Source organism: Cupriavidus sp. 94F1, assembly GCF_057798875.1.
The window spans coordinates 326,014-352,035 of the sequence record NZ_JBYOJT010000004.1 but is presented as its reverse complement, the minus strand read 5'-3'; the positions used below and the strand labels follow the sequence as shown (position 1 = coordinate 352,035).

The window sequence follows — 26,022 nt, the reverse complement described above, 5'->3', positions numbered from 1 at the left end:
CATTGACGACGCAAGGGGAGGGCAACATGCGGGACTTCGAGCAAGACAGGCATCCGCAGCTGGAAGGCAAACGGTATCTGGTGACTGGCGGAGGGGGCGGTCTGGGCGCCGAGATTTGCCGCATGCTCGCGCAAGCCGGCGCGCATGTGATCGTTGCCGATGTCAACGAGGCGCTTGGCGAACGGTGCGCGGCCTCATTGCGCGAAGCGGGCGCCGAGGCCACGGTGTGTTGCGCCGATGTCTCGGACCCGGCCGCCGTACAGCGGCTGTTCGCCGACATTGCGGATGGCGGGGCGCGGCTTGACGGGCTGATCAACAACGCGGCCATCGACATCACGCTGCCCGTCGAGGAAGTGGATACCGAGCAGTGGCGGCGCGTGCTGATGGTCAACCTGTATGGTCCGTATCTGCTGACGCATGCCGCGGTGCCGCTGATGAAGGCCCAGGGCGGCGGGCATATCGTCAATATCGCCTCCACGGCGTCCAAGCGGGCCTGGCCGAACGCGTCGGCGTACCACGCGACAAAGTGGGGCCTGCTGGGCCTGTCGCATGCGCTGCATGCCGAACTGCGCGCGCATCGCATCAAGGTATCGGCCGTGGTGGCAGGCGGCATGCGCACGCCCTTCCTGCTCGACAGGTTTCCCGATATCGACACCTCGAACCTGCAGGACCCCGCAAACGTGGCGCGCGCCGTCCGCTTCGTGCTGACGCAGCCCGAAGAAACCGTGATCCCGGAAGTCATGGTGCTGCCGATGAAGGAGACCTCATGGCCATAGTCGAGCGTGGCGGCGCGGTACTGCTGGACAAGGACGGCACGCTGCTCGAGAACGTGCCCTACAACGTGGACCCCGCGAAGATTCGCCTGGCCGATACGGTCGGCGACGCGCTGCGCCGGCTCTCGCGGCTGGGATTGCCGCTTGCCGTGGTCAGCAACCAGCCGGGCATCGCGCTGGGCCGGTTCGACGCGGAGGCGCTCGACGCCGTCCGCCAGCGCCTGAGCGATCTGTTTGCCCTGCATGGCGCCAGGCTCTCGGGCTTCTTCTATTGCCCGCATCATCCGGACGGCCAGGTCAGGCCCTACGCCGTGCATTGCCTGTGCCGCAAGCCCGCGCCCGGCCTGCTGCGGCAGGCCTGCACGGCGCTGGGCTGCGATCCGGGCAAATCATGGATGGTGGGCGACATCCTCGACGACGTGGAAGCTGGACGCCGTGCCGGCTGCGGCACGGTACTTGTCGATTGCGGCAACGAAACCGAATGGATTGGCGGTGCCCTGCGTACGCCGGACTTTATCGTCCCGACGCTCGACCGCGCGGCCCAGGTCATTGCGGCCGGTCTGCCGATTTCGCCATCGCCCCCGATGATGACGGAGCGGCCATGCTGACATGGCAGCAAGCCCGGCGCGTGCTGTGCGTCCGGCTGGACAACATGGGCGATGTGCTGATGACCACCCCGGCGATGCAGGCGCTTGCGGAAAGCGTACCGGGGCGCAGCCTGACGCTGCTGACGTCGCGCGCGTCGGCCATGCTGGCGCCGCATCTGACGATGATCGACGACGTGATGGCGTGGGATGCGCCGTGGGTCCGGCATGCGCACGATGCAGACGGCATGGCTGCCGCCATCGGCGACGGGGTCGTGCAGCTCGCAGCGCAGTCTTTCGACGCGGCGGTGATCTTCACCGTTTACAGCCAGAGCGCGCTGCCAGCGGCCATGCTTTGCGGCATGGCGGGCATTCCGCTGCGGCTGGCCCATTGCCGCGAGAACCCTTATGCCTTGCTGACCGACTGGGTGCCCGACACCGAGCCCGACACGAAGAGCGATGCGCCGCCACGGCACGAAGCGCAGCGCCAGCTGGACCTTGTGGCGCACGTGGGCGCCGTCACTGGCGACCCGCGCCTGCGGTTTGCACTGACCGACGCGGACCGCGCGATGGCGGACGGTCTGCTGACAGACCTGGCTGGCATGCATCGCGCCACCGTGCGCGTGGTGGTGCATCCCGGTGCCACGGCCGCATCGCGGCGCTGGCCTGCGGAGCGCTTCGCCGATGTGGCGCGGGAACTGGCCGTTGGTGTCGGGGCGCTTGTCGTCGTCACGGGCAATGGTGGCGAAAGCCGCCTGGTGGAGGAAGTCTGCAAGCTGGCCGGCCATCCGGCGGTGGTGCCGATGGCCGACCGGTTGTCGATCGGCGAAATGGGTGCGCTGCTGTCGGCGAGCGATCTGCTGGTGTCGAACAACAGTGGCCCGGTGCATATGGCGGCCGCGCTCGGCACGCCGGTCGTGGATCTGTACGCGCTGACCAATCCGCAGCACACGCCATGGATGGTGCCGCACCGCGTGCTGTTCCAGGACGTGCCGTGCCGCTATTGCTACAAGAGTGCATGCCCGCAAGGCCATCATCGCTGCCTGCGCGAAGTGTCGGTGCTGCAGGTAGTGGAGGCATCGATGGCGCTCCTCGGCGGCGAGGCCGGCGCACGGACGACGATGCCGTGGGCTTGCCAGGCCCGGCAGGTGCTTATGCCGCAGCACGTTTCCATCGGGCAGGACATGCCCGTGCAAGCCATCGCCAAGGAGGATGTCCATGTACACGCTCGGCATTAACGCCGCCTATCACGACTCCGCCGCTTGTCTGGTGCATGACGGGGTGGTGGTGGCGGCCGCGGAAGACGAACGCTTCACGCATATCAAGCACGGCAAGCGGCCGGTGCCGTTCAGCGCGTGGGAACTGCCGTGGCATGCCATCGACTACTGCCTGCGCGAAGCCGGTATCACGCTGGCGGACGTCGACCATGTGGCGTATTCCTATGATCCGGCGCTGCTGCTTGGCGCGCTGCATGGCCAGGAATCGGTGGTGCTGCCGCTGGAGCCGTCGCGCGACCGGCAACCCGATGCCCGCACATCGCCATGGGATCCGCTGTTCCTGTCGTACGTGGTCAATGCGCCACGGCAACTGGCTTCGGGCGCCCCGCATCACCTGTCGGCCCGCTTCCGCGAGATCCGTCACGACGGGCCGTTCCGCTGGCATTTCATCGAGCACCATATGGCGCATGAGGCCAGCGCGTTCCTGGCGGCGCCGTTCGAGCGATGCGCCGTGCTGACGATGGACGGCCGCGGCGAATCGGCCACCACCAGCTACGGCATGTTCGATGGGCGCGAGTACCGGCGGATCAAGCAGATCGACCTGCCCGATTCGCTGGGGCTGCTGTACGAGAAGGTCACCCGTCATCTGGGCTTCCTGCATTCGTCGGACGAGTACAAGGTCATGGCGCTGGCGTCGTTCGGCAAGCTAACCCATCTCGATGTGTTCCGCCGGATGGTGACCAGCGATGGCGAAGGCGGCTACCGCGTGGCCGATGTCGATCTCGAAACGGTGCTGGGCCCCGCGCGCCTGCGCGGCGATACCTTCGACGCGCGGCACTTCGACATCGCGCGCTCGCTGCAGCAGGTGCTCGAAGAGACCGTGGTCGGCATGGCGGCGTGGCTCGCGGAAACCACCGGCGAAGCCAACCTTGCGATGGCCGGCGGTGTCGCGCTCAACTGCGTGATGAATGCGCGGGTGCGCGACCAGGCGCCGTTCGACGCGGTATGGGTGCAGCCGGCCGCTGGCGACGCCGGCACGGCGCTGGGCGCGGCCTTGTGGGTGGACTTCACGGAACGCGGCCGGCCGTCGCGGCACTGGACGATGGAACACGCCTACCTGGGGCCGGCGTTCGGCGACGACGAGATCGCGGCGTTCCTGGACTGGGCCAAGCTGCCCTATCGCCGGCTCGATGACGTGGCGGCACGCGCCGCAGAGCTGCTGGCGCAGAACCGCATCATCGGCTGGTTCCAGGGACGCATGGAATTCGGCCCGCGTGCGCTCGGAGCGCGTTCGATTCTGGCGTCGCCGATCGATCCGGGCATGCAGCAGCGGCTCAACGACATCAAGGATCGGGAGGACTTCCGGCCGGTGGCGCCGGTCGTGATGCAGGAGCGCCTGGGCGAATGGTTCCGCGCGAAGAAGCCCGGCGACGGTGCCGCCCCGTTCATGCTGTTCGTCTATGACGTGATTCCTGAGCAGGCGAAGCGCATTCCGGCGGTGACGCACGTGGATGGCACGGCACGGGTGCAGACGATCCGTCGCGACCAGAACGCCATCTACTACGATGTGCTGGCGGCCTTCGAGCGGCTGACGGGCGTGCCGGTGCTGGTCAACACGTCGTTCAACACGCGTGGCGAGCCGATTGTGTGCACGCCGCGCGATGCCGTGGAGTGCTTCTGGACGTCTCCGCTGGACGCGCTGGTGATCGGTTCGTTCCTGGTGGAGAAGCCAGGCGCCGCGCCAGCGATGAAGGCCGGCCACAAGGAGACCGCCGATGCAAGCATCTGAACCGCTGGTCTCGGTTGTCATTGCCACCTATCGGCGCGAGGCGCTGCTCAAACGCTGTCTGCAGGCGCTGTGCCATCAGCAGATGGATACGCGCGCGTTCGAAATCATCGTGGCCGATGATGGTTGCGAGCCGGCCATCGCGGCATTGGTGGCGGCGCTGGCGGCCCGGTATCGTGCCGTGGCGTTCCATTACACGGCGGTGCCGGCCACGCAGGGGCCGGCCGGGGCCCGCAATGCTGGCGCGCGTCTGGCGCGGGGAGAGATCCTGGCCTTCACCGACGACGATACGATCCCGTCGCCGGACTGGGTCTGCAACGGTTATCTGGCCCTGGCCAGCACGCCCGGATGGTGCGCGGCGGCGGGCCGGGTCGTGGTGCCCACGCCGGCACGGCCAACCGACCACGAGCGCGATACGGCCGGGCTGGCCAGCGCGGAATTCGTTACCGCCAATTGTTTTGTGCGACGCACGGCATTCGAACGGGTCGGTGGCTTTGACGAACGCTTCACGCGCGCATGGCGGGAGGACTCCGACCTGCAGTTCCGTCTCGAAGGGCAGGTCGGCCCGGTGGGCCGCGCGACCGATGCGGTGGTCGAGCATCCCGTACGCCCCGCCGAATGGGGTGCCAGCGCGCGGGCACAGGCCAAGGTCTTCTTCGATGCCCTGCTGTACAAGAAGCATCCGCGGCTGTATCGCCAGCGTATCCGGCGTGTGCCGCCCTGGCACTACTACGCGATCGTGGCGTGTGCCGGTGTGGCGCTGGCCGGCGTGCTTGCCGGCGCCGCGCAGGTGGCGGCGGTCGCGGCAGCCGGCTGGGTGTTGCTGACGGCGGCATTCTGTGCGCGCCGGCTGCGCGGTGCGTCGTGGCGGCCGCGCCATGTCTGCGAGATGGTGGTGACGTCGATCGTCATCCCGCCGTTGTCGCTCTATTGGCGCCTGCGCGGGGCGCTGGCATTCCGCACGGGTTTTCTGTGATGCCGGCCGACACGCGCAAGATCGCCGTCTTTCGCGCGCTGCAACTGGGCGACATGCTCTGCGCCGTGCCCGCGCTCAGGGCATTGCGCGCGGCGGAGCCCGATGCGCACATCACGCTTGTCGGCTTGCCGTGGGCACGTGATTTCGCCGCGCGCTACTGCGCGCTGATCGACGACTTCATGGCTTTCCCCGGCGCGCCAGGCATGCCCGAGCAGGGCACCGATGCGCAGGCGCTGGATCGCTTCCTCGCCGACGCGCGGCGCCGGCGATTCGATCTTGCCATTCAGCTGCATGGAAGCGGGGCAATCACAAATCCGCTGGTGCGCCAGCTTGGCGCGCGGCGCGTGGCCGGGTTTTGCGACAGGTCCGACGGCGCACGGCCCGCCGCGCCGGGCGAGTTATGGATCGCCTGGCCTGACGGCAACGAGATCGAACGACTGCTCGGCCTGATGCACGCACTGGGCTATCCGCACGCGGACACGCATCTTTCCTTTCCGCTCCACGCGGACGACCTGCGCGACTGGCGCAAGCTGGCCGATGCCCATGGGCTGGAGCCGGGCGGCTATGTCTGCATTCACCCCGGCGCGCGCATGCTGTCGCGGCGCTGGCCGGTGGAACGCTTTGCCGAGGTGGCGCAACGCCTGGGCAATCCATGGCGGATCGTGGTAACGGGTGCGCCCGACGAGCGCGCACTGGCTGCCCGGCTTTGCACCTTGACCGGGGTGCCGGTGGTAAACCTGTGCGGCCAGACGTCGTTGGGCGCGATGGCCGCGTTGATCGCCCATGCCAGGTTGCTGGTTTGCAATGACACCGGGGCATCGCATATCGCCGCGGCCATGGACACGCCCAGCGTGGTGGTGTCGTGCGGCAGTGACAGCGAGCGATGGGCGCCGCTGGACCGCACGCTGCACCACGTGCTGGCCGACTATCCGCCATGCCGCCCCTGCGCCTGGCAGGCGTGCCCGTATGGACATGAATGTGCGATGCACATCGACGTGGACAGCGTGGCCGCCGCCGCACGGCGCCTTGCGGATCGGGAGACCGTATATGTCTAGGCGATTACGCATCCTGACGTGGCACGTCCATGGCAACTACTTGTACTACCTGTCGCAGGTGCCGCACGACTTCCTGCTGGTGACCCGGCCCGGCTATCCGCCCGGCTACGCTGGCGTGGGCGGGCAGCTGCCATGGGGCGGGAACGTGAGCGAAGTGCCGTATGACGCGGTGCCCCGCACGGCGTTCGACTGCGTGCTTTACCAGCACCACGACCACTACGCCAACGACAGGGAAATCCTGCTGACCGCCGCCCAGCGCGGGCTGCCGGCCATCTATCTCGAGCACGACCCGCCGCAGGCGCATCCCACCAACACGCGGCACCCGGTGCAGGACCCGAAGATGCTGCTGGTGCATGTCACGCCGTTCAACGCGCTGATGTGGGACAGCGGTATCACGCCGACGCGTGTCATCGACCACGGCGTGGTGGTCGATCCGGCGGTACGCTACACCGGCCATCGCGCGCGCGGCATCAGCGTGGTCAATCACCTGGCCAGGCGCGGCCGGCGGCTGGGCGCGGATATCTTTGCCGACGTCAGCCGGCGCGTGCCGGTGGACCTGGTGGGGATGGACGCACAGGCGGCAGGCGGCATCGGCGAAGTTGCCAACACCGAGCTTGCCGCCTTCATGGCGCGCTACCGCTTCTTCTTTCACCCGATCCGCTATACGAGCCTGGGGCTCGCGGTGGTGGAAGCCATGACCATCGGCATGCCCGTCGTCGGCCTGGCCACGACCGAACTGGCGACGGTGATCCGCAACGGTGTCAACGGCCATGTCGATACGCGCGTCGAGGGCTTGGTCGATGTCATGCGCGCATTGCTGGAAGACCCCGGGATGGCGGCGCGCTGGGGCCAGGCGGCCGCCCGCACGGCGCGCGAGCGTTTTGGCATCGAACGCTTTGTTGCCGACTGGCAGGCCGCCTTTCGCGACGTCACGCGCTAGGCTTGGCGTCGTTGCAAAGGCCGGCCAGCATCGCCAGGTGATCGGCGAATCCGCCTGGTGCACGGCCCTTGATGCGCGCGCTGGTCACCACGCGCGGCAGCGCGCTCCAGGCAATCTGCGCGTTCAGCGCGATCAGGCGCTGCACCAGTGCCACATCCTCGCTGCTGGCGTGGGGCGGAAATCCGCCCGCACGGCGATAGGCCCGCGAGCAGACGCCCAGATTGGCGCCGTGAACATGACGATGATCGTCGGCGCGCTGGTACCGTGTGGCGAATCGTACGGGGACATGCGGGGGATGCCCGCTCCAGTCGTCGACGGTGACGAGCCCGCACACGGCATCGGCGGCGAGCGCCAGTTGCGCCACCAGCCAGTCCGGTGCCACGCGGCTGTCGGCATCGGTGAAGGCCAGCCAGCGTGCGCCCAGCGCCAGCAGCAGTTCGGCGCCGGTGTGCCGCGCGATGCCGACATTGCGCACGGCGATGGTCAGGCAGGTGACGTGGGCCGGCCCATGGCGGCTCGCGATGGCAAGCGAATGGTCGCTGCAGTCGTCCAATACCACGACCAGCATCACCGGCTCGCCCTGCAGGCCGGGGTGCAGCGCGGCGGCGCGCAGCGCGAGCAGGCACGCCTCCAGACTGGCTTCCTCGTTGTGGACGGGCACCACGACGCCGATCATCGCATGGGCTCCCGGCGGCGCAGCGGTTCGGGGTTGCGCGACCAGACATCGAGCAGGAAGTCCGGCTCGATATGCCGAACATGCCGATGCAGGCCCGGGCAGCGCGCAATCGCGGCGTGCACGTGGCGGGTGGATTGGGCGCGCTCCGCGAACGGGCGCAGCCAATGACAGGCCACGATGGTGCCGTAAGGCGCGAGCGCCTGGGCGGCTTGCGCCACGGTCCGCATCCACGGCTCGCGATCAAAGTAGTAGCCAAGTTCGCTCAGCACGATCAGGTCGAAGCGGCCGGCTGGCCACGCATCGGGCAGGGCCGCCACGCGCGTCTCGACCTGCGGCAGGCCTGCCACGCGCGCACGGGTTCGTTCGATAGCGCGCGGCATCATGTCGATGGCAAGCAGCGCGTCGCAGCGCGCGGCCAGCCGCTCGGTCAGCAGGCCCGTGGCGCAGCCCGCTTCCAGCGCCCGGGCATAGCGCGGCTCAGGCAGCGCAGCCATCAGCAGATCGCGCTTGCGCGCCTCGTACCAGAGCGAAGCCAGGCCCCAGGGGTCGTCCTGCTCGAAGATGGCATGGAAGTCGGTGGTGGCGTCCGGGGGCGTCATAGCCGATGGCCCTGCTCGCCGGCATCGGTGGCTTTGCTGGCATCGCCTGCTTGGGCGCCGCCAGTGCGCTGGCTCAGCCTGTCCCCCAGCAACGCCAGGTCGCGTTCCGCGTGGCTTTGCCGTACGAGTACGGGCAGGTCCGCGAACAGGGCGGCCAGCCGCGCGTCGCGACACAGCGGGCCGGCGCCCAGCACGTTGCCGGCGCGCTGCATCACGCGCTGGACGGTGGCCTCGACCGTGGCGCGCACTCGCATGGCCGGCACGTAGGCGTCGTCCTTGGGGTGTGCGTCGATCCAGGCGGCCGTTTCGCGCAGCAATGCGGCTGTCGCGCGCAGGTCGCTGTCGATGGCGCCCAGGTGGGCGGCAGCATGGGGGTCGCCATGGCGGCTAACCGCGCGCCGCACGGTCTGCTCGAACGGCAGGACGGCTCCGTACCAGCAGGCGGCAATGCCCGCGCCGCCATGCCAGAAGCCGGGGCGGTCCAGATAGGCGCCTGCCGGGCCGATTTGCAGCGCGGGGCAGTTATCCAGCATGACGTCGCCACTGCCTGTGTCGCGCATGCCCACGGCATGCCATCCCTCGCTGGTGATGCGCACGCCGGCGCCGTGCAGATCGATGGCCGCCATCAGCGCGCCGCCGTTGCCGTCGTGGCAGGTGACCAGTGCATGCGACACGGCTTGCGCGCCGGAGCACCATGCCTTGCGGCCATCGAGCCGGAGCGGCCTGCCGCCAGCCAGGCCGGTGCGCGCCGCCAGCGGGCGGATGTCGGTGTCCATGGCGGCCCGCGCGTGCACGCGGGCATCGGGGGGCTCGGCCGCCCACACCGCCCAGCGCGTACCGCGTGGGGGGCGCGCTTGCGCGACCTCCAGCAGAATGGCCAGCGCATCGGCATGCGCCTCGAACAGCTTGATGGCGACGGCGCCGTGCGTGGCGGCAACGTCCGCGAAGCATCGCCAGCGGGCCAGCGTCTGGCCGTGGCCGGGCGGCGGCATGCCGTCTGGCGTGTCATAACGGGCGATCAGCGATCCGAGCGTGTCGTCGGGGACCATGGCGGCGGGCGGTGCGTTCACATGCACGGCGCGCCGCAAGATTCCTGCCAAAGCACCCGGGGGCCCTGGCAGCCCTCCTGGCACGGGATTCGCAGAGCGGCGCGGGGCAGACAGGCCGCCGGCCGGTGTGGCGCCGGCCCCCATATTTGCCGGTCGGTTGTAGGGCTTACATGGAAGCGCCGCGTGGCCGGGGCGACCGTGAATTATCGGAGGCGGCCCCGGATCGCCTTCATCATCGCGCGCCGATAGGCGCGGTCCACGGCCAGCGTCCGGCACATCAGTCCAAGCAGCCGCTCGGAATGCGCCACCGGATACCCTTTCCGCTTCAGCAGGCGCAAATGTCGCAGCCGTGCGCGAATCTCGCGGCGCAGGCGTTGTATCCGGTGGTCCACCGGGAATATGTCTCGTTCGATCAGGGCCTGTTGCCGTTGCGCCTCCAGGTCGTCATCGCTATACCGCATGCGATCCATTGCAGCCTTCCGGTTGATCCGTTATGCGCGAGGTCTCGCATCTTTCGTTCCGGGCGCGGGGCGGCGGCGCGGTGTGATGCAGGCGGTATCTACCCCGGCCAGCGCGCGCCGACCTGCTCTGCAATGGCGGCCGCCAGCGCGTCGATGCCGTCGGCCGACAGGGTGTCCGCCGCGATGGTCATGCGATCGTCCCAGCGATGAAAATGCCTGCGCTGCGAACGCGCGTACGACGGGTCGTAATGCCGGGTGGCCAGTTCGGCGAACAGGTCCGGCAGGTTGCCGGCCCGCGCCATGGCCTGCCAGGCATCGACGGTGGTCTTGCCATGCAGCGCCTTGAGCCGTCCGAGCTGCCCGGCCAGCCATTCCGGACGGTCGCCCAGGTAGGCGTAGTCACGCAGCAGGAAGGCCAGCCGGGCGGGCAACGGCACGTCGATCTCCAGGCACAGGCTGTCGCGCATGCGCGCCACCAGTGGCACCGGCAGGTTGAGCTGGCCGATGCGCGCGCCTTCGCCTTCCACAAACAGCGGACGGGACAGGTCGATGTGTTCGATGGCGTCGGCCAGTGTCGTCTCGAAACGGGTCTGCGAGGGCTGCGGCACGCCCGGCAGCGCGCCCAGCAGCGATCCCTTGTGCCGCGCCAGCCCTTCGATATCGACCACCTGTTGGCCGTGGGCTGCCAGGGCCTGTAACACGCGGGTCTTGCCGCTTCCCGTAGCCCCACAGATCACCACCAGCGGCAGTTGCGGCGCCAGGGTGTCCAGGGTGGCGATGACATGCCGCCGCCACGACTTGTAACCGCCGCCGAGCTGCTGGGCGTCCCAGCCGACCATGCGCATCCAGGTGGTCATCGCACCGCTGCGCAGCCCGCCGCGCCAGCAGTAGACCAGCGGCCGCCAGTCAGGCGGGCGCTCGGCAAACTGGCCGCGCAGGTGGCGGGCCAGGTTGGCGGCCACCAGGGCGCCGCCCAGCCTGCGGGCCTCGAAGGCGCCGGCCTGCTTGTACAGCGTACCGACGATGCGCCGCTCCTCGTTGTCGAGCACGGGGCAGTTGATCGCGCCCGGCATATGGTCGATCTCGAATTCGGCCGGCGAGCGCGCGTCGATGATGGTGTCGAAGGCGTGGCGGTCATCCACGCGCACAAAGGGCTTCATGAAGGACGGGCAGTGCGGGCTGGGAAATGGCTCAAGCATGAAGCCTACTCCAACCGGGGCCGCCCGGGATGACAGAAGATCAGAAGATCTGGCTGCCGGACGCCGCCCCGGAATGGTGCGATAGCCGGCGGGGACGCCAGGCAGTGGGCGCAGCCTGCGTGCTATGCTGCGCCGGCCTGCTTCTGCAAGGATCTGGTAAGAATCAGGCGGCATCATCGTGATTCATCGCGGACTTTCGCCATGTCGACAACCCAAACCACCTCCGTCCCGATGGTCCCGCCGGGTCCGGTCGATACGTTCGGCTGCTCCGCAGACAAGCTCGGCGCCGACCAGGCCCTTGCGGGCAGTGACATCCAGTTCTATCGCAAGAGCGCGCGCCTGCAGTCGGGCCAGATCGCCATGCCGGCGGCCGAGCGCGGCTTTGTGGCGGGCATCGCCCTCGGGGCCGGCCACCGCCGCCGCATCATTGCCGGGCGCCACGCGCGCACGCACGATTTCGCGGCCGGTGACATCTACGTCCGCAGCCTGTCCGAGGACTACAAAGCCGATTACCAGACCCGTTTCGATTTCATCCTGATGGAGCTGCCGCGCAGCTTCATCGAGCGCACCAGCAGCGAGATGGGCCGTGTGCGTCAACGCGCCCTGCGAGAGACCGCCGGTCAGCCCGACCCCGTGCTGGCGCACCTTGCCCAGGCGATGGTGCCGGCGCTGAGCCATCCCGAACATGCGTGCCGGCTGTTCATCGACCAGTTGAGCCTGACCATCGGCGTACATTTGGTCAGCCAGTATGGCGACGAGCCGGTGGCATCGCGCAGGGTCAACCGCCTGCTGTCGCCACGCAGCGTGGCCCGCGCCAAGGAACTGCTGGCCGCCAAGCTCGACGGCGACCTGTCGATTGCCGACGTGGCCGACGCCTGCCAGCTGTCACGCAGCCATTTCACGCGCGCCTTTCGCGATACCACCGGGCAGACGCCTTATCAGTGGCTCCAGTCCCAGCGGGTGGAACACGCTTGCGCGCTGCTGCGGGACGCCGCCGTGCCACTGGCCGAGGTCGCCGTGGCCTGCGGCTTTTCCGACCAGAGCCATTTCACGCGCGTCTTTACGCGGCACACGGGCATGGCGCCCGGCCTCTGGCGCCGCCGCTATCTCGGCTGACAGAAGGCGGGGCTGCCCAAGGGCCGCCGAAGCAGCGGGGTCGCCTCGGTGGCATTTCAGGCACGTATAGCGCGGCAATGCGGCACAGACGTACAAGGCGCGGCACAAATCGACAAGTCAATTCCTGAGGCGTGTCGTAGATTGCGTCTGACTGCCGCATGGCGCGCCGCCGGAAGCCACGAGCTTTCTGCCCCGGCCGCCGGCGGCGCTGGATTGTTGCCAACTGGAGATGCCGCCGTGACACCGCAAAGCGACCCGCCCTCGGACGCCGCCGCATTCCAGTTGGACGCCATCCGCATGGTGCGTGACGTCGCACAGGCCATCGAGCGGCGTATCCAGGAAAACCTGAGCGGTGCCGGCGCGGACGCTGGCGCATGCCGCAGCGACACGGCCATCATCCAGTGCCTGCAGGAGCAGATGGTGCATCTGTCGCGCGTAGCCACGCTGGGCACGCTGGCGGCGTCCATCGCGCACGAAATCCGCCAGCCGCTGACCGCCATCCGCATCGAAGCCGGCACCATCGAACGCTGGATGAAGCGTGACGCCCCGATGGCCGGGGAAGTCAGCGAAGGAATCCGCCGCATCCAGGAGCAATCCGAACGCGCCGAGCGCGTGATCCGCAGCCTGCGCGCGTTGATGCGCCGCGAACCGTTGCCGCCCCAGCCCTTCCGGCTGGACGACGCGCTGCGCGAGGTGCTGCCGCTGGCCGATTGCCGGATCAGCGTCGCCTGCGTCGATCTGCGGCTCGATCTCGATACAACGTTGCCGCCGGTACATGGCGACCGCGTGCAGATCCAGCAGGTCATGCTCAATCTGTTGCTCAATGCGGTGGAGGCCAGGCGCGATGGCTCGCCGGGCACTGCCCGGGTGACGCTGCGCACGCGGCACGGTGCCGCCGGCATGGCCGTGGTCGAAGTCATCGACAACGGCCGTGGCATCGAACCGGAGCAACTGGCCAGGATCTTCGAACCGTTCTTCAGCACGAAGGACGACGGCATGGGGATCGGGCTCGCCATCTGCCGCTCGATCGTGGAACTGCACGGCGGCACCATTGCCGCTGCCTCGGGCGATGGACAGACCACGGTGACGGTCGCCCTGCCGCTGTACGCCGCCGCCTGCGCCGCCGCCTAGGCCGGCCGGGGCGCTTTCACACCGATCAGGCAGTGCCGGCGGCTGCCGTGCCGTCTGCTGGCTGCGGTGTCTCGGGGCGCAGCGCGCGCAGAATGTCGCGCCAGCTCACGATGCCGACCGGCCGGAACTGCGGGTCCACGATCGGAATGCAGGACACCTGGTGCGTCAGGAACAGGTCGATCGCGTCGGCGATAGCGGCTTCCGGGCGCAGCGTGATCGGCTGGCGGGACATGATCTGATGGACGCGCCGGTTCAGGGTATTGAGATCCCTTGCCGATTCCACATTGCTGCCGATGAACGGGCTCATGGCCCGCAGCAGGTCGCGATCCGACACCACGCCGTGCAGCCTGCCGTCTTCCACCACCAGCAGATGGTGGAAGCTCGCGGCGTCAAAGATGTCCTTCACCGTTGCCAACGTGTCATCGAAGACCACGGTGGCCACCTGTTTCGACATGATGCTGTCAATACTCACTGCTGGCTCCGTTCAGCTAGATCGGGCGCGCATCGCCGCACGGGGTCGGCGCGGATGCGCGGGGATAAATGCCCGGTAGGTATAACGGCAGCGCCCGTCGGGAACTGAAGCGGGCATCCCGCTTGCGGAGTCAGTCGTCGAACGTCCCCTGATACTCGGGGGCGGCGTCCGAGCGCGTATTGAGCTCGAACATCACGCCATCCGGTGCGCGGCAGAAGAGATTGGGGGGTGGCAACCTGGTCTATCGCGGCTGAATGGCGGCACCGTCCAGCGCATCGAGGCGCGGACAGCCCAACTGGGCCATCGCCACTTCCAGCTCGGTCTGCAGCATCGTCAGCAGGTGTGCCACGCCGGGCATGCCGCCCACGGCCAGCGCATGCAGCACGGGCTGGCCGACCAGCACGGCCCTGGCGCCCAATGCGAGCGCCTTGGCGATATCGGTGCCGCGCCGGATGCCGCCGTCGAGCAGGATCGGCACCGCACCGTTCACGGCCTGCGCCACGGCGGGCAGCGCGTCGATGGTGGCCGGCACCGTATCCAGCGTGCGGCCGCCGTGGTTCGAGACGATGATGCCTGCGACGCCGGCATCGAGGGCGGGCCGGACATCGGCCGGATTGAGCAGTCCCTTGACCAGGACAGGCAGTGCCGTCTGGCGGCACAGCCATGCCACGTCCTGCCAGGTCGGCGCATGGCGCAGCATGCTGCGGAACACCGGGCTCCCGTGGCTGGCGTCGTGGGCCTCCGGCGGCGGAAAGTCAGCCAGGTTGACTGCGCCGATGCCGTCGGGCAGGCGGAACCTCGCGCGCTGCTCGACATTGCGGATGCCATTGACCACCGCATCGATGGTCAGCACGATGGCCTGGTAGCCGGCCTGTTCAGCGCGGCGCACCAGCGTCAGCGTGTCTTCCCGGCGCGGCTGCAGGTAAAGCTGGAACCACAACGTGGTGGTGGCGGTGCGGGCGATGTCTTCGAGCGTGACGCTGGCCTGCGTGCTGACCGTCATCCAGGTGCGCGTCAGCGACGCCGCATGCACCGTGGCCAGCTCGCCATCGGGATGCGCCAGCTTGTGATAGGCGGTGGGGGCGATCAGCACCGGATAGTCGAGCGGCCGGCCGAACAGTTCCGATCGCGCCGACGCCTGGGACATGTCGACCAGGGCGCGCGGCATCAGGCGGATGCGCTCGAAGGCTGCCAGGTTGTCGCGCTGGGTGATACCGTCGGCCGAGTACCCGGCGATATACGCGGCAATGGCCGGATGCACGCGTTCGTGGAAGCGGCGTTCATAGTCGCGCGCGGAAACGGTATCGGCAGGAATCATCGTCAAAGCTCGGCCCAGCGCCGCAGCAGGTTGTGATAGTGGTTGACCAGTGACAGCACCGCTTCGTCGCCGTCGCCGAGCCGGGTGCGGATGCCGATGATCGTCATGTCGAGTTCGTGCAGCGTCGTGCGCATGCCGTCGTCCTTGACCATCGACTGGGCCCAGAAGAACGAGGCCCAGCGGCATCCGCGCGTGACGGGCGTGACGCGATGCAGCGACGAGGCAGGATACACCACCATATGTCCGGCCGGCAGCTTGACGGCGTGGGTGCCGAACAGGTCTTCGATAACCAGTTCGCCGCCGTCGTACTCGTCGGGATCGGACAGGAACAGCGTGCTGGACACGTCGGCGCGCATGCGCAGCCCGCCGGTACCCGGCATGGTGCGGATGGCGTTGTCGACGTGCGTGCCGAACGTCATGCCGGCTTCGTAGCGGTTGAACATCGGCGGCAGCACGCGCAGCGGCAGCGCGGCCGAGTGGTAGGCGGCGCTGCGGCCCAGCGCCTGCAGGACGAAGTCGGCCAGTTCCAGGGCTTCGGCGGTGTGCGTCGGCAGCTGCAGGTTGGCCTTGGACTGCGCGGCCAGGTCGCCGGCCGTGATGCGGCCATCGACCCACGACGACGCCTCCAGGCGACGCCTGAGCGTGCGCACTTCGTCAGGGGTCAGGACATCGGGGATACGGATCAGCATGGTGGCGATTCCTCAGGGAGGACGGCCGGTTCCCACCCACAGTGAGGGAGCCGGCCGGTGTCGGCGGGATCAGAACGTCACGCCAACGTTGAGCAGCACGGTACGGCCGGAAGCCGGCACGGCCCGCGTCGCCTGGAATGCCGACGCATAGTTCAGGCTGTTGGTCAGGTTGTAGCCGTTGAGCGATGCCCGGAACTTGCCCTGCCGGTAGGCCAGCATGGCGTCGAGCGAGAAGGTGTCGGGCACGCGGCCCGTGTTTTCCGAATTCGCCCAGTAGCCGGACGCGTACTGCACCCCGCCGCCCACCGTCAGCTTGCCCGGCAATGGCACGAGCGCGTGCGGAATGTCATATGCCGTCCACAGCGTCAGGTTGTGGTGCGGCACGCCGGGTGCTACGTTGCCGACCAGCGTCGGGATGGAGGCCGATGTCACTTCGCCATCCAGGTAGGCATAGGCCAGATTGGCCGACCAGTTCGTGGTGATCCTGCCGGTCAGCCCCACCTCCGCGCCGCGTATGCGCCGCCCCTCGCCGCTGTCGGAGAAGCCGTTGGCGACTGCGCCCGTCACCGGGTCCACCGTGTAGGCGTTGGACTTGCGGATCTGGAACAGCGACCCCGTCACACCCAGGCGCTTGTCGAGGAAGTCGAGCTTGGTCCCCACTTCCACAGTGTCGGACCGCTCCGGTTCGCTGGCGACGCCGGCCTTGGGCACCTCGGTCTGCACGCCGCCCACGGCCAGTGCGATGTCGGTTCCCACCGGCCGGTACGAGCGCGAGAACATCGCGTAGAACATGGCGTTCTTCGTCGGTTCCCAGATCGCGCTGATGGCCGGACTGAGCTTTTTCGAGTCCGCCGTGCCGCCCGCCGCCGAGGCGCTGGTCTCGTATTCGCTGCGGAAGTAGTCCCAGCGCAGGCTGCCGAGCAGCGAGACCTGGTCAGTCAGCCAGACGCGGTCGTTCACGAACACGCCGACGTTGGTGGAATTGGCGTCGCGCGTGGCCACGTAGTTGACGCTGGCATTCTTGCTGGCGTCGAAGACCGGATCGACGATGGTCTGGTTGTTCAGGCGGCCGGTCCAGCTGCCGATGTCGCGATGATCGCGCTGGTAATTCGCGTCGAGCCCGGCCATGGCCCGGTGGCGGATGCTGCCGGTATGGAACTCGCCCCTGGCGCTCAGCACGTTCTGCAGGCCCCAGCCGCGCTGCATGTAGGTCATGCCGCCGCGCGCACCGTACCGCAGCCGCGCGTTGCCGCCAGCCAGCAGCTTCTGCAGGGTGGCCTGGTTGACCCCCGCGGGGTTGGTGCCAGAGAAGTCGCGGTCGTAGTAGCTGAAGCGCGTGTCGTTGTTCAGTGTGATGCCATGTCCGAGTGCCGTCTGCAAGAGGGAAGTCACCACATGGGCATCACTCGTGTCACGATCGGTGTTGCGCACGTACGAAGTGGACCGCGACAGGCCCGGCACGTCGTACTCGGTGATCGGCCGGTACACGCCGTCGGTGCCCTGTGCCATCGGCACGCCGTAGTCGGGCGGTCCGCTGCGGTGCAGGTAGGCGTAGTTCAGGTGCCATTCGGTCGGCGTGCCCAGGCCGGTGCCGAAGTCCACGGCCAGGCCGCGCCGGTCGTCGTCCACGTGGTCGCGGTCAGGGGTCCTGCCGTCCTGGAACATGGCGTTGACGCGCACGGCCGTGGTCGTGCCGAGCTGGTAGTTGCCATCCAGCATGGTGCGGTACGTGGGGCCGGCGCCGAAGTTCTGGTCGATGCTGGTGCGCGTGCCCTTGCCAGCCTTCTTCGAGGTCTGGTTGATCAGGCCGCCCAGATTGCCCACGCCGAAGCTCTCGCCGGCAGGGCCCTTGATGACTTCGACGCTTTCGGTGTTGAAGATGTCGCGCCGGTAGGCGCCAAAGTCGCGCAGGCCGTCGATATAGACATCGCCCTTGGCCGACAGGCCGCGAATGCGGAACTGGTCGCCATTCTGGCCGCCATTGCCTTCACCGGTCGACACCGTGATGCCGGGCACGTTCTTCAGCGCCTGTTCCAGCGAGCTCACCTGCTGCTGCTCCAGCACGTCGCGCGGCAGGACAAAGATGGTCTTGGGCGTCTCCTTCACGGTATCGGGCAGCCGCGCGATGCCGGTGGGCGCTTCGTTGGTGTTCTCGATGCCCTTGCCGGTCACCGTGACCGCCGGCAGCACCGCGGCGGGCTGGGCATGGGCGATCTGTGGGAGCGCCGTGATCGTAAGGACGGTGCCGGTGCTTGCCGCGCCGGACACCAGTACGCGGATCGAAGACGAAAGGATTTTCTGCTGCACAACTGAACTCCAGCGTTGACGACAACAATCGGGGCGGATGCGGGCATCCATTGCGCCTGTCAGGCGACAGGCGCGCGGGCGCGGTCGAAGGGGGGCGGAGTAGGTGTGACGCGGAGGCTTGCTGGTCGCTGGGGGCGACGGCTGGCTATGGGCGGGCGGATGCGTGTTCGGCATCGACATGACCCGACCCGGCGCCTGTGTTTCTTCAACAACGGGCGCCAACGTAAGCCATTCGGCTACGGTGGGTCAATCGAAGATCGGGACGGAAGAGATATTTCGGAGAACTTCGAAAATTTCACAAAGAATGACTGACTCGGAGGTTTCCGAGCCAGTCAGAGTGTGCGGGCGACGTGAGGGGTGAGCGGGATCAGAAGCTGGCGGCCAGGCCCAGCGACACCCCGGACACGTTGTTGCCGAACACGTAGCGCACCACGGCCCGCACGCGCGTGACGAAGACTTCGTGCGCCGTGGTGTCCAGTTCCAGGCCCAGGCCGAGCGTGGTCAGGTAGTTGAATCCCAGCGCCCCGGCCTGCGCGCCGAGGTAGTGGGAGTGCGACAGCTCCATCACATAGCGCACGGGCCGATCCATTGCGAAATAGCCGGTCGGGGCGCGCCAGCGCGCGTACAGGTTGGCGGTCTGGGCGATGGCCGAGCCTTGCACGGCATCGGACGAGCCGCCGAAGCTCTTCAGGTGGATATTGGTGTAGCGCAGTTCGACGTCAATGTCGTGCTCGGGCCGGTAGTGTTCCCAGTCGATCATCACCGAGCCGCCCAGCCCATAGGCATTGAGCGATCCGCCGTCGAGGAAGTTGATGGTGCGATCGGTCTTGCGGTTCACGAAGCCTTGCGCCAGCCGCAGGTCGCTGGACACATTGCCCAGCGAGGCATTGAAGATCGGACGGAACACCAGTTCCTTGCTCTCGGTCAACGGGAAGTCCCAGCCGATACCGACGGTGCCGGCTACCGTGTTCCAGCGGGTGGGCAGCTCGCGCGACTCCGTGCCGTTCGAGGCCACGAACGTGGGGTCGTAGCGGCTGTAGGCGATCGACCCTTCCAGATAGATCGGCGTGGACTTGCTGAGGGTGAAGCCGCCGCCCAGCTGCGACATGATGATGCCGGGGTTGGCGGTCTGCCCGTTGGAGATCGACAGCGAACTCGACGCCAGGTCGGGCACCACCGAAAAGCTCATCAGGGTCAGCACCGCGTTGGCCTGCCGCTGCACGGCCGGACCGAACACCACCTGGAAATCGGGAGATTGCTGCGCATACGCGGGCCCCGCGCCGCCCCACAGCAGCACGGCGAGCACGACGACCGCCAGCGCAGTCAGGCAGCGCCGACGGACGAAACCGGATCCTGGAAGCGTCATGCGGCCCATTGGGGGGTCGGCCGGATAGGCCCGGCGGCGTTCGGCAATGCTGCAAAGCGTACGCCAGCGCGGGCCGGCTTGCGAATTGGACCAAAGCCGTATGGACAACGCGATACCGGGTCCGGCGAGCGGCCTATTGGCCCAAGGTTCCATTGCGGCGCGTCTGGCGGCCATCTATATGTTGTGCTGACAGCCGGAGAAGGGGACGTCGGCACCATTTTGCGGAGGGATGCCATGAGGGGTGGCAGCGGGCAACAAATGCGGCGCATGCGATGCATCGGCCACTGGATGCTTGCCGGCCTGTTGGTCTCCACGGGCAGCGCCCTGGCGCAGCCAGCGCCCGGGCAGCAGCCGGCGCCAGCACAGGCGCCCGCGCAGGGCGCGCAGGCGACAGCGGGGCAGCAGACCTTCAAGCCCGAGGAAATCGAGGCCCTGGTGGCGCCCATCGCGCTATATCCGGATTCGGTGCTGTCGCAGGTGCTGATGGCTTCGACCTATCCGCTGGAAATCGTGCAGGCCGCGCGCTGGCAGAAATCGAATTCGAGCCTGAAGGGCGACGCCGCCGTGAAGGCCGTGCAGGACCAGCCGTGGGACGTCAGCGTGAAGTCGCTGGTGGCGTTTCCGCAGGTGCTGGAGCCGATGAACGACAAGCTCGACTGGACGCAGAAGCTTGGCGATGCCTTCCTGGCCCAGGAAAAGGACGTGCTGGCGGCCGTGCAGCGGCTGCGCAACAAGGCCCAGCAGTCCGGCAACCTGAAGTCGAACGAGCAGCAGAACGTGACGGTCCAGCCGGCCACGCAAAGCAGCGGCTCGCAGCAGACGATCGTCATCGAGCCCGCCAATCCGCAGGTCATCTACGTGCCGGCGTACAACCCGGCGACGGCCTACGGCAGCTGGGGCTATCCGAGTTATCCGCCGTACTACTGGCCGCCGTATCCGGCCTACTATCCGGGCGCCGCGCTGGCCACCGGGTTTGCCTGGGGCGTGGGCCTGGCGGCCGCCGGCGCGATCTTCGGCAACTGCAACTGGGGCGGCGGCGACGTGAACATCAACGTGAACCGTGCCACCAACATCGACCGCAACTTCAACCGCAACAGCGTCGAAGGCGGCAAGTGGAAGCACGATGCCAGCCACCGCAAGGGCGTGGCCTATCGCGACAACGCCACGCGCGAGAAATTCGGCAACAACGTCGGGGGCGCGGACCGGCGCAACGACTTCCGGGGCCGCGAGGGAGACCGGGGCGGGGATCGCGCGGGAGATCGCTCCGGCAACCGGGCCGGCGACCGCAGTGCGGATCGCGCGGGCGATCGCGCTGGTGACCGGGCCGGCGACCGCTCGGCCGACCGGGGCGGCAACCGTGGCAGCGACCGCGCGGGCGACCGGGGTCAGGGTGTGGGCGGCGACCGCGCCAGTACTGGCGACAGGATGTCAACGGATCGCGGGGGCGCCGGCGATCGCGGCGGCGCTGGCGCGAATCGCACCAGCTACAGTGGCGGCGGCCGGGACAGCGCGTTCCAGGGCGTGGGCGGCAGCGGCGCAACATCGCAGCGCGACTTCGATCGCGGGCGTGCCAGCTCGGGCGGTAGCTACGGCGGCGGACAGGGCGCAGCCCAGCGCAGTGCCGGAGGTAGCGGCTTCCAGGGCGGCGGTGCCAGCCGCGGCGGTGGCGGTGGCTTCCAGAGTGGCGGCGGCCGGGGCGGTGGAGGCGGCGGATTTGGCGGCGGCGGCGGGCGCGGCGGTGGCGGCGGCCGTCGGTAGCGGGAAATGGCGATGACAACCACGAGGTGTCAGGCATGCGTGAAATGAAAGCAATCCTGCCGTCGCGCATCGCGCGTAACGTCCTGCCGCTGGTGCTGGGCGCGGCGCTGATGTCGGCTGCGCAGGCCCAGAAACCGTTCGATACGCCGGAGGCCGCCATGAATGCGTTTGGTGAGGCCGTGGCCACGAGCAATGACGCGGCCATGACGGCGCTGCTGGGCCCGGCGTCCCGCCGCCTGATCCCGCCGGTGGGCGCGGAGCAGCGATATCGCTTCCTGTCGGCGTGGAGCCAGTCGCACCGCATCGAGGGTGGCGAAGACGGCACTGCGCGCGTGGTGGTGGGCAACAATGGCTGGACGCTGCCGATACCGCTGGTCAAGGCAGCCAACGGGCGCTGGCATTTCGATGCGAAGCAGGGCATCGACGAGATCCGCTTGCGGCGCATCGGGCGGAACGAACTGTCTACCATCCAGACCATGCTGGCGATCTACGACGCCCAGCACGACTACGCGCTGGGCAACCACGAGGGCAATGGCCTGACGGTCTATGCGCGCAAGCTGGTCAGTTCGCCGGGCAAGAAGGACGGACTCTACTGGCCCACCCGCGCGGGCGAACCGGAGAGCCCGCTGGGGCCGGCGTTCATCGATGCCGTGTCGAGCCATCGCAGTGCATCGGACGGCTATAACGGCTATCGCTTCAAGCTGCTCAACGGGCAGGGCCCGACCGCCCCCGGCGGCAAGTACACGTATCTGGTCAACGGCAAGCTGTTCGGCGGGTTTGCGGTGCTGGCGTGGCCCGCCCGTTATGGCGATACCGGCATCAAAAGCTTCATGGTCAGCCACGACGGCCAGGTCTACGAGCGCGACCTTGGACGTGACACCGGCAAGCGGGCTGCCGCCATCGATACTTTCGATCCCGGCTCGGGATGGAGCAAGGTGGCGCCCGAACTGCTGCAGCCCGTGACATCGGGCAACGCCGACTAGGCAGGAGGCCCGCGCCGGCTGCGCGTCCGACCCGCACAATGCCCTGGCCGGTGGGAACACCGGGCCAGGGCATTTTTTCTTCCGGCTTTCCTTATTTGGCTATTGGCGCGGACCCCGGCGTGCCAATTGTCCCTGGCATGCCGGCGGATGCTAAGCAGGCTTTTAAATTCCGGTGAGTTGTCGCGAAAAGTATGGATTGCGCGTCCTGCCGGGCAGTATCGGGTATCGCGGCGGGCGCTTCAATATGAACGCCAGATTAATGTCAGGCACCGCGTGTGCTGATATTTTTTTCTGCCGTGTTTCATCTTTACGGATGAAGAGAAGTAAAGATTGCAATCGTGAAGCCATCGACCTACTTTGATAGGGCACTAACGGAATATCCAGAAAAAGCAATAAGCATCAATCGTGTTTGGCGTGGGGTAGTCACGCACAGGGACGTTCCATGGATCTGGGCGCAGCGGCCCGCAGTTGGCCGCTGCCCGTCGTAGGGCCCGCTCGCCCTGGCTGGCTCCCCGTTCTGTTTGGGAGACCATAATGAATCGACGGTTGTTCATGAGCCTGCCTTCACTGGCATTGGCGCCGGCTTTGTTTGCCTGTACCACCAACATGTCCGGCAGCGATGCGGCGGCCAAGCGACGCGAGATCGATGCTGGGGTGGACGGCACCATGAGCAAGCTGTTCTCGTCTGCCAGTTCTGCGCAGGCGCTGTCGCAGGAGGCCAAGGGCATACTCGTCTTTCCGAAGATCCTGGCCGCGGGCTTCATCGTCGGTGCCGAGTATGGCGAAGGGTCGCTGCGGGTGAACAATGCGCCGGTGGGCTATTACCGCACCACGACCGCATCGTTCGGCTTCCTGGCCGGCGCACAGTCCAAGGCGCTCATCCTGATGTTCATGACCGACGACGCGCTGAAGGCGTTCGAGGCCAGCAAGGGCTGGACGGCCGGCGTGGACGGATCGGTGGCGCTGGCGACCATCGGCGCAAACGGGCAGGTCGACACCAACACGGCCCGCGCGCCCATCGTCGGATTCGTGCTGACCAACGCGGGGCTGATGGCCAATCTGTCGCTGGAAGGCACCAAGATCAGCAAGCTCGATATCTGAGCGTGCGTGTCCGACCATGAGATGGGTCACGATCTTGCTGCTGGGGGCGTCCGTCGCGCTGGCGACGGGCGTGCTGCCGCGACCGCGCGCCGCACCGCGGCGCCGGGGCGATACCCTGCGCGTGATCGATACCAGTCCCTTCTCCGACATCGCCAGCCGCCCCGGCATGGTCGAACTGGCCGGGTCGCTGGCGCATGAACTGAATCAGCCGCTGACTGCCATCACCAGCAACGCCCAGGCCGCGCGCGAGTACCTGATGTCGGGCACGCCGGATCAGGGCGAGATCCGGGACATCCTCGATGACATCGTCAGCGACGCCTCGCGCGCCAGCGACATCGTCAAGGGTGTGCGGGCGCTGATCCGTGGCGAGGCCCCTCACCTGGTGCCATTCCAGATTGGCGACGTAATCGCGCGTGCGCTGGACCTGGTGCGCGACGAAGCGCGGACGCGCGAGGTGACCGTGGATGGCACGGCGGATGAAGCGTTGCCGCGCGCCGTGGGCGACCCGATGGAAATCCAGCTGGTGCTGCTGAACCTGCTGGTCAATGCGCTGGATGCCGTGGAGGCAGCGCACGCACGTGGTGCGCGCAAGGTATCGGTCGGCGCGTCCGCGCAGGACGGCCTGCTGAAGCTGACCGTGCGCGACAACGGCTGCGGCGTGGCCGAGGGCGACCTCGACAAGATTTTCCGCCCGTTCTTTTCCTCGAAGCCCAAGGGCATGGGCCTGGGCCTGTCGTTCAGCCGCGCGCTCATGGAACGCAATGGCGGCCGGCTGCGCGCCATCCGGAACAGCGACCGGGGCATGACGTTCGAGTGCCTGCTGCGCACCGAGCTTCCGGCCTCGGCCACGACGCATCATCGCGGACATGCGGTCGTTGCGGCCCGGTTCAGGACTGCATTTTCCCGGAGGTAGGACTCCATGCTCGCAACCAGGATCACCATCTACATCGTTGACGATGACGATAGCGTGCGGCGCGCGCTGGGCCGTGTGCTGGGCGCGCATGGCTACCTGAGCGCCGGGTTTGCGTCAGCCAGCCAGTTCCTGGAAGAAGCCGATCTGGACAACGCACCCGGCTGCATGCTGCTGGACCTGCAGCTGCCAGACATCAGCGGCATCGACCTGCAGCAGGCGCTGTGCAGCCGGATTCCGGTCATCATCCTGACCGGGCATGCCGACGTGGCCAGCGCGGTGCTGACGATGCAGGCGGGCGCCATCGACTTCCTGCAAAAGCCGGTATCCGACGTGCAACTGCTGGCCGCGGTCAGCAAGGGCTGCGACTGCGCCGCGCGCCTGTTTGCGCAGGCCAGCGAATTGCGCGACCTGAAGAAGAAGATCGACCGCCTGACGCCGCGCGAGCGCGAGGTGCTGGCGTGGATCGTGACGGGATTCCGGAACAAGCAGGTGGCCAACCGGCTGGGCACGGTCGAAAAAACCATCAAGGTGCATCGCGCCCACGTGATGCAGAAGCTCGAAGTGGATTCCCTGCCGGCACTCGTCCGCATTGCCGACCGCATGGGCATGGTGGCCGATCCGGCCGCCTGAGCACGGCCTTTCCTGCGCCGGTTTGGCGCAAGATCCCGCGCACTCGCTGGACCATGGGCCAATATCGCCCGCCGCGCCTGTCTCGTAGCCTAATCAGTACGTGCTTACGATCGGCTGCGCAACGTGCAAATGGGTGCTACGGGAAACTTCGTGGTGGTTGTCGACGACGACGCGTCAGTGGCGCGCTCCACGTCGCGGCTGTTGCGTGCCGCGGGCATCACGGTCGACACCTTTACCAGCGGCGCCGATTTCCTTTCCCGCATCCACGGCAGGCCGGTCTATCGGCCGTTCTGCGTGATTCTCGATGTCTGCATGCCCGGGATCGACGGGCTGGAAGTGCAGCAGCAGCTGGCCGGCCTGGCCTTGCCGCTGATCTTCATCACCGCCCACGAGGTGCCCGAGGCACGCGACAAGGCCCTGGCGGCGGGCGCCGTCGGCTATCTGCGCAAACCTTTCGACGCTGCACAGCTGGTGGATCTGGTACGTAGCGTGATGCCTTAGCCCCATGCCTTTGGTCCTTGGTCCAATTGTCATTCAGGCCGCAGCGGGCACACTCTTATCAAGGCGCGCGGCAGTCACCCTGCCATACGCGTGTATCGCGGGTCGAACAGGAGGACCGGCAAATGTCGCTACTGATGATTTCCAACCTCCACCCGGACACCACGGAGGAGCAGCTCAAGGAGTTCCTTGGCCGCTACGGCTTTCCGGCGCCCGACGAGATCGAGCGGCAGGAGGGCGACGGCACGCGGCCGTCGATGACGCTGACGTTCCGGTCGGTGGACATCGGCGCGCTGCAGCAGCTCGTCCCACGCATCCATGGCGTGTTCTGGAATGGCCACAAGATCAATGCGCTGATCCTGCGCGAACACTTCAGGTAATCGCACAAGTCTCGCGTGGCCCTGGGCCGGCGCGGGCAGGAGATA

Annotated in this window: 26 protein-coding genes and 1 pseudogene; 16 read left to right on the top strand and 11 right to left on the bottom strand. The window is 67.7% G+C overall.

Annotated elements, in window-relative coordinates; genetic code table 11:
• The first annotated feature begins 26 nt into the window (after positions 1 to 26).
• Genes AC3FJ6_RS12525 through AC3FJ6_RS12495 form a run of 7 tightly spaced genes read left to right on the top strand, consistent with a single transcriptional unit; the run spans position 27 to position 7,331 of the window.
• On the top strand, positions 27 to 776 hold the full coding sequence (locus AC3FJ6_RS12525; protein ID WP_488772163.1) for an SDR family oxidoreductase: 750 nt from the start codon (positions 27 to 29) through the stop codon (positions 774 to 776).
• Positions 767 to 1,381 carry a D-glycero-alpha-D-manno-heptose-1,7-bisphosphate 7-phosphatase gene (locus tag AC3FJ6_RS12520; protein WP_488772162.1) on the top strand — a complete coding sequence of 205 codons (615 nt, stop codon included), beginning with the start codon at positions 767 to 769 and terminating at the stop codon, positions 1,379 to 1,381. The genes AC3FJ6_RS12525 and AC3FJ6_RS12520 overlap by 10 nt, the downstream gene beginning before the upstream one ends.
• Positions 1,375 to 2,595 carry a glycosyltransferase family 9 protein gene (locus tag AC3FJ6_RS12515; protein ID WP_488772160.1) on the top strand — a complete coding sequence of 407 codons (1,221 nt, stop codon included), beginning with the start codon at positions 1,375 to 1,377 and terminating at the stop codon, positions 2,593 to 2,595. The genes AC3FJ6_RS12520 and AC3FJ6_RS12515 overlap by 7 nt, the downstream gene beginning before the upstream one ends.
• Positions 2,576 to 4,363, top strand: coding sequence for a carbamoyltransferase family protein (locus AC3FJ6_RS12510; RefSeq protein WP_488772159.1), 1,788 nt, complete (start codon positions 2,576 to 2,578; stop codon positions 4,361 to 4,363). Before AC3FJ6_RS12515 ends, AC3FJ6_RS12510 begins: the two co-directional genes overlap by 20 nt.
• Entirely contained in the window at positions 4,350 to 5,336 is a 987-nt protein-coding gene (locus tag AC3FJ6_RS12505; RefSeq protein ID WP_488772158.1) for a glycosyltransferase family 2 protein, read from the top strand. The genes AC3FJ6_RS12510 and AC3FJ6_RS12505 overlap by 14 nt, the downstream gene beginning before the upstream one ends.
• Positions 5,336 to 6,391, top strand: coding sequence for a glycosyltransferase family 9 protein (locus tag AC3FJ6_RS12500; RefSeq protein ID WP_488772156.1), 1,056 nt, complete (start codon positions 5,336 to 5,338; stop codon positions 6,389 to 6,391). Before AC3FJ6_RS12505 ends, AC3FJ6_RS12500 begins: the two co-directional genes overlap by 1 nt.
• Complete coding sequence (locus AC3FJ6_RS12495) at positions 6,384 to 7,331, top strand: glycosyltransferase (protein ID WP_488772155.1); 948 nt, start codon at positions 6,384 to 6,386, stop codon at positions 7,329 to 7,331. Before AC3FJ6_RS12500 ends, AC3FJ6_RS12495 begins: the two co-directional genes overlap by 8 nt.
• On the opposite strand, the gene AC3FJ6_RS12490 is transcribed toward AC3FJ6_RS12495, so the two are convergent.
• From AC3FJ6_RS12490 to mnmH, 5 genes are all read right to left on the bottom strand, one after another.
• Positions 7,321 to 8,007 (bottom strand): glycosyltransferase family 2 protein, encoded by a 687-nt coding sequence (locus AC3FJ6_RS12490; RefSeq protein WP_488772154.1) that lies wholly within the window; start codon positions 8,005 to 8,007, stop codon positions 7,321 to 7,323. The genes AC3FJ6_RS12495 and AC3FJ6_RS12490 overlap by 11 nt on opposite strands.
• Positions 8,004 to 8,606, bottom strand: coding sequence for a class I SAM-dependent methyltransferase (locus AC3FJ6_RS12485; RefSeq protein ID WP_488772153.1), 603 nt, complete (start codon positions 8,604 to 8,606; stop codon positions 8,004 to 8,006). Before AC3FJ6_RS12485 ends, AC3FJ6_RS12490 begins: the two co-directional genes overlap by 4 nt.
• Positions 8,603 to 9,676 carry an acyl-CoA dehydrogenase gene (locus AC3FJ6_RS12480; RefSeq protein WP_488772152.1) on the bottom strand — a complete coding sequence of 358 codons (1,074 nt, stop codon included), beginning with the start codon at positions 9,674 to 9,676 and terminating at the stop codon, positions 8,603 to 8,605. Before AC3FJ6_RS12480 ends, AC3FJ6_RS12485 begins: the two co-directional genes overlap by 4 nt.
• Positions 9,677 to 9,858: 182 nt before the next feature.
• A complete protein-coding gene (locus tag AC3FJ6_RS12475; protein WP_488772151.1) occupies positions 9,859 to 10,125 on the bottom strand; it encodes a hypothetical protein in 267 nt (88 codons plus the stop codon).
• A gap of 89 nt (positions 10,126 to 10,214) precedes the next feature.
• Positions 10,215 to 11,276, bottom strand: coding sequence for a tRNA 2-selenouridine(34) synthase MnmH (mnmH, locus tag AC3FJ6_RS12470; RefSeq protein ID WP_488772378.1), 1,062 nt, complete (start codon positions 11,274 to 11,276; stop codon positions 10,215 to 10,217).
• 240 nt (positions 11,277 to 11,516) lie between these two features.
• Here mnmH and AC3FJ6_RS12465 point away from each other — a divergent pair, with 240 nt between their 5' ends.
• Together AC3FJ6_RS12465 and AC3FJ6_RS12460 are read left to right on the top strand one after the other, a co-directional pair.
• The gene (locus tag AC3FJ6_RS12465) at positions 11,517 to 12,431 is read left to right on the top strand and encodes an AraC family transcriptional regulator (RefSeq protein ID WP_488772150.1); all 915 of its coding nucleotides are present in this window, start codon (positions 11,517 to 11,519) and stop codon (positions 12,429 to 12,431) included.
• Between the two features lie 237 nt (positions 12,432 to 12,668).
• Positions 12,669 to 13,562: a sensor histidine kinase gene (locus AC3FJ6_RS12460; RefSeq protein WP_488772149.1), complete on the top strand. Its 894-nt coding sequence runs from the start codon at positions 12,669 to 12,671 to the stop codon at positions 13,560 to 13,562.
• A gap of 25 nt (positions 13,563 to 13,587) precedes the next feature.
• Here AC3FJ6_RS12460 and AC3FJ6_RS12455 read toward each other — a convergent pair whose 3' ends face one another.
• The 6 genes and pseudogenes from AC3FJ6_RS12455 to AC3FJ6_RS12430 form a co-directional block, all read right to left on the bottom strand.
• A complete protein-coding gene (locus AC3FJ6_RS12455) occupies positions 13,588 to 14,034 on the bottom strand; it encodes a CBS domain-containing protein (protein ID WP_488772148.1) in 447 nt (148 codons plus the stop codon).
• A 130-nt stretch (positions 14,035 to 14,164) separates the two neighbouring features.
• Positions 14,165 to 14,251, bottom strand: a pseudogene (locus AC3FJ6_RS12450) (VOC family protein); the annotation flags it as partial.
• A gap of 24 nt (positions 14,252 to 14,275) precedes the next feature.
• Positions 14,276 to 15,352 carry an alpha-hydroxy acid oxidase gene (locus tag AC3FJ6_RS12445; protein WP_488772147.1) on the bottom strand — a complete coding sequence of 359 codons (1,077 nt, stop codon included), beginning with the start codon at positions 15,350 to 15,352 and terminating at the stop codon, positions 14,276 to 14,278.
• A 2-nt stretch (positions 15,353 to 15,354) separates the two neighbouring features.
• Positions 15,355 to 16,041 (bottom strand): Fe2+-dependent dioxygenase, encoded by a 687-nt coding sequence (locus tag AC3FJ6_RS12440; RefSeq protein ID WP_488772146.1) that lies wholly within the window; start codon positions 16,039 to 16,041, stop codon positions 15,355 to 15,357.
• A gap of 69 nt (positions 16,042 to 16,110) precedes the next feature.
• Positions 16,111 to 18,348: a TonB-dependent receptor gene (locus tag AC3FJ6_RS12435; protein WP_488772145.1), complete on the bottom strand. Its 2,238-nt coding sequence runs from the start codon at positions 18,346 to 18,348 to the stop codon at positions 16,111 to 16,113.
• Positions 18,349 to 18,715: 367 nt separating this feature from the next.
• Complete coding sequence (locus tag AC3FJ6_RS12430; RefSeq protein ID WP_488772144.1) at positions 18,716 to 19,714, bottom strand: hypothetical protein; 999 nt, start codon at positions 19,712 to 19,714, stop codon at positions 18,716 to 18,718.
• Positions 19,715 to 19,972: 258 nt separating this feature from the next.
• On the opposite strand from AC3FJ6_RS12430, the gene AC3FJ6_RS12425 reads away from it, so the two are divergent.
• The 7 genes from AC3FJ6_RS12425 (at position 19,973) to AC3FJ6_RS12395 (ending at position 25,977) form a co-directional block, all read left to right on the top strand.
• Positions 19,973 to 21,472, top strand: a complete 1,500-nt coding sequence (locus AC3FJ6_RS12425; RefSeq protein ID WP_488772143.1) for a DUF3300 domain-containing protein — start codon at positions 19,973 to 19,975, stop codon at positions 21,470 to 21,472.
• A gap of 35 nt (positions 21,473 to 21,507) precedes the next feature.
• Positions 21,508 to 22,455 (top strand): DUF2950 domain-containing protein, encoded by a 948-nt coding sequence (locus tag AC3FJ6_RS12420; protein ID WP_488772142.1) that lies wholly within the window; start codon positions 21,508 to 21,510, stop codon positions 22,453 to 22,455.
• Positions 22,456 to 22,989: 534 nt separating this feature from the next.
• Entirely contained in the window at positions 22,990 to 23,556 is a 567-nt protein-coding gene (locus tag AC3FJ6_RS12415) for a BPSL1445 family SYLF domain-containing lipoprotein (RefSeq protein ID WP_488772141.1), read from the top strand.
• Positions 23,557 to 23,572: 16 nt separating this feature from the next.
• A complete protein-coding gene (locus AC3FJ6_RS12410) occupies positions 23,573 to 24,469 on the top strand; it encodes a sensor histidine kinase (protein WP_488772140.1) in 897 nt (298 codons plus the stop codon).
• A 6-nt stretch (positions 24,470 to 24,475) separates the two neighbouring features.
• Complete coding sequence (locus AC3FJ6_RS12405; protein ID WP_487522383.1) at positions 24,476 to 25,099, top strand: response regulator transcription factor; 624 nt, start codon at positions 24,476 to 24,478, stop codon at positions 25,097 to 25,099.
• Between the two features lie 129 nt (positions 25,100 to 25,228).
• On the top strand, positions 25,229 to 25,600 hold the full coding sequence (locus tag AC3FJ6_RS12400) for a response regulator transcription factor (RefSeq protein ID WP_487522382.1): 372 nt from the start codon (positions 25,229 to 25,231) through the stop codon (positions 25,598 to 25,600).
• A gap of 122 nt (positions 25,601 to 25,722) precedes the next feature.
• Positions 25,723 to 25,977, top strand: coding sequence for an RNA recognition motif domain-containing protein (locus tag AC3FJ6_RS12395; RefSeq protein ID WP_488772138.1), 255 nt, complete (start codon positions 25,723 to 25,725; stop codon positions 25,975 to 25,977).
• Positions 25,978 to 26,022 lie beyond the last annotated feature (45 nt).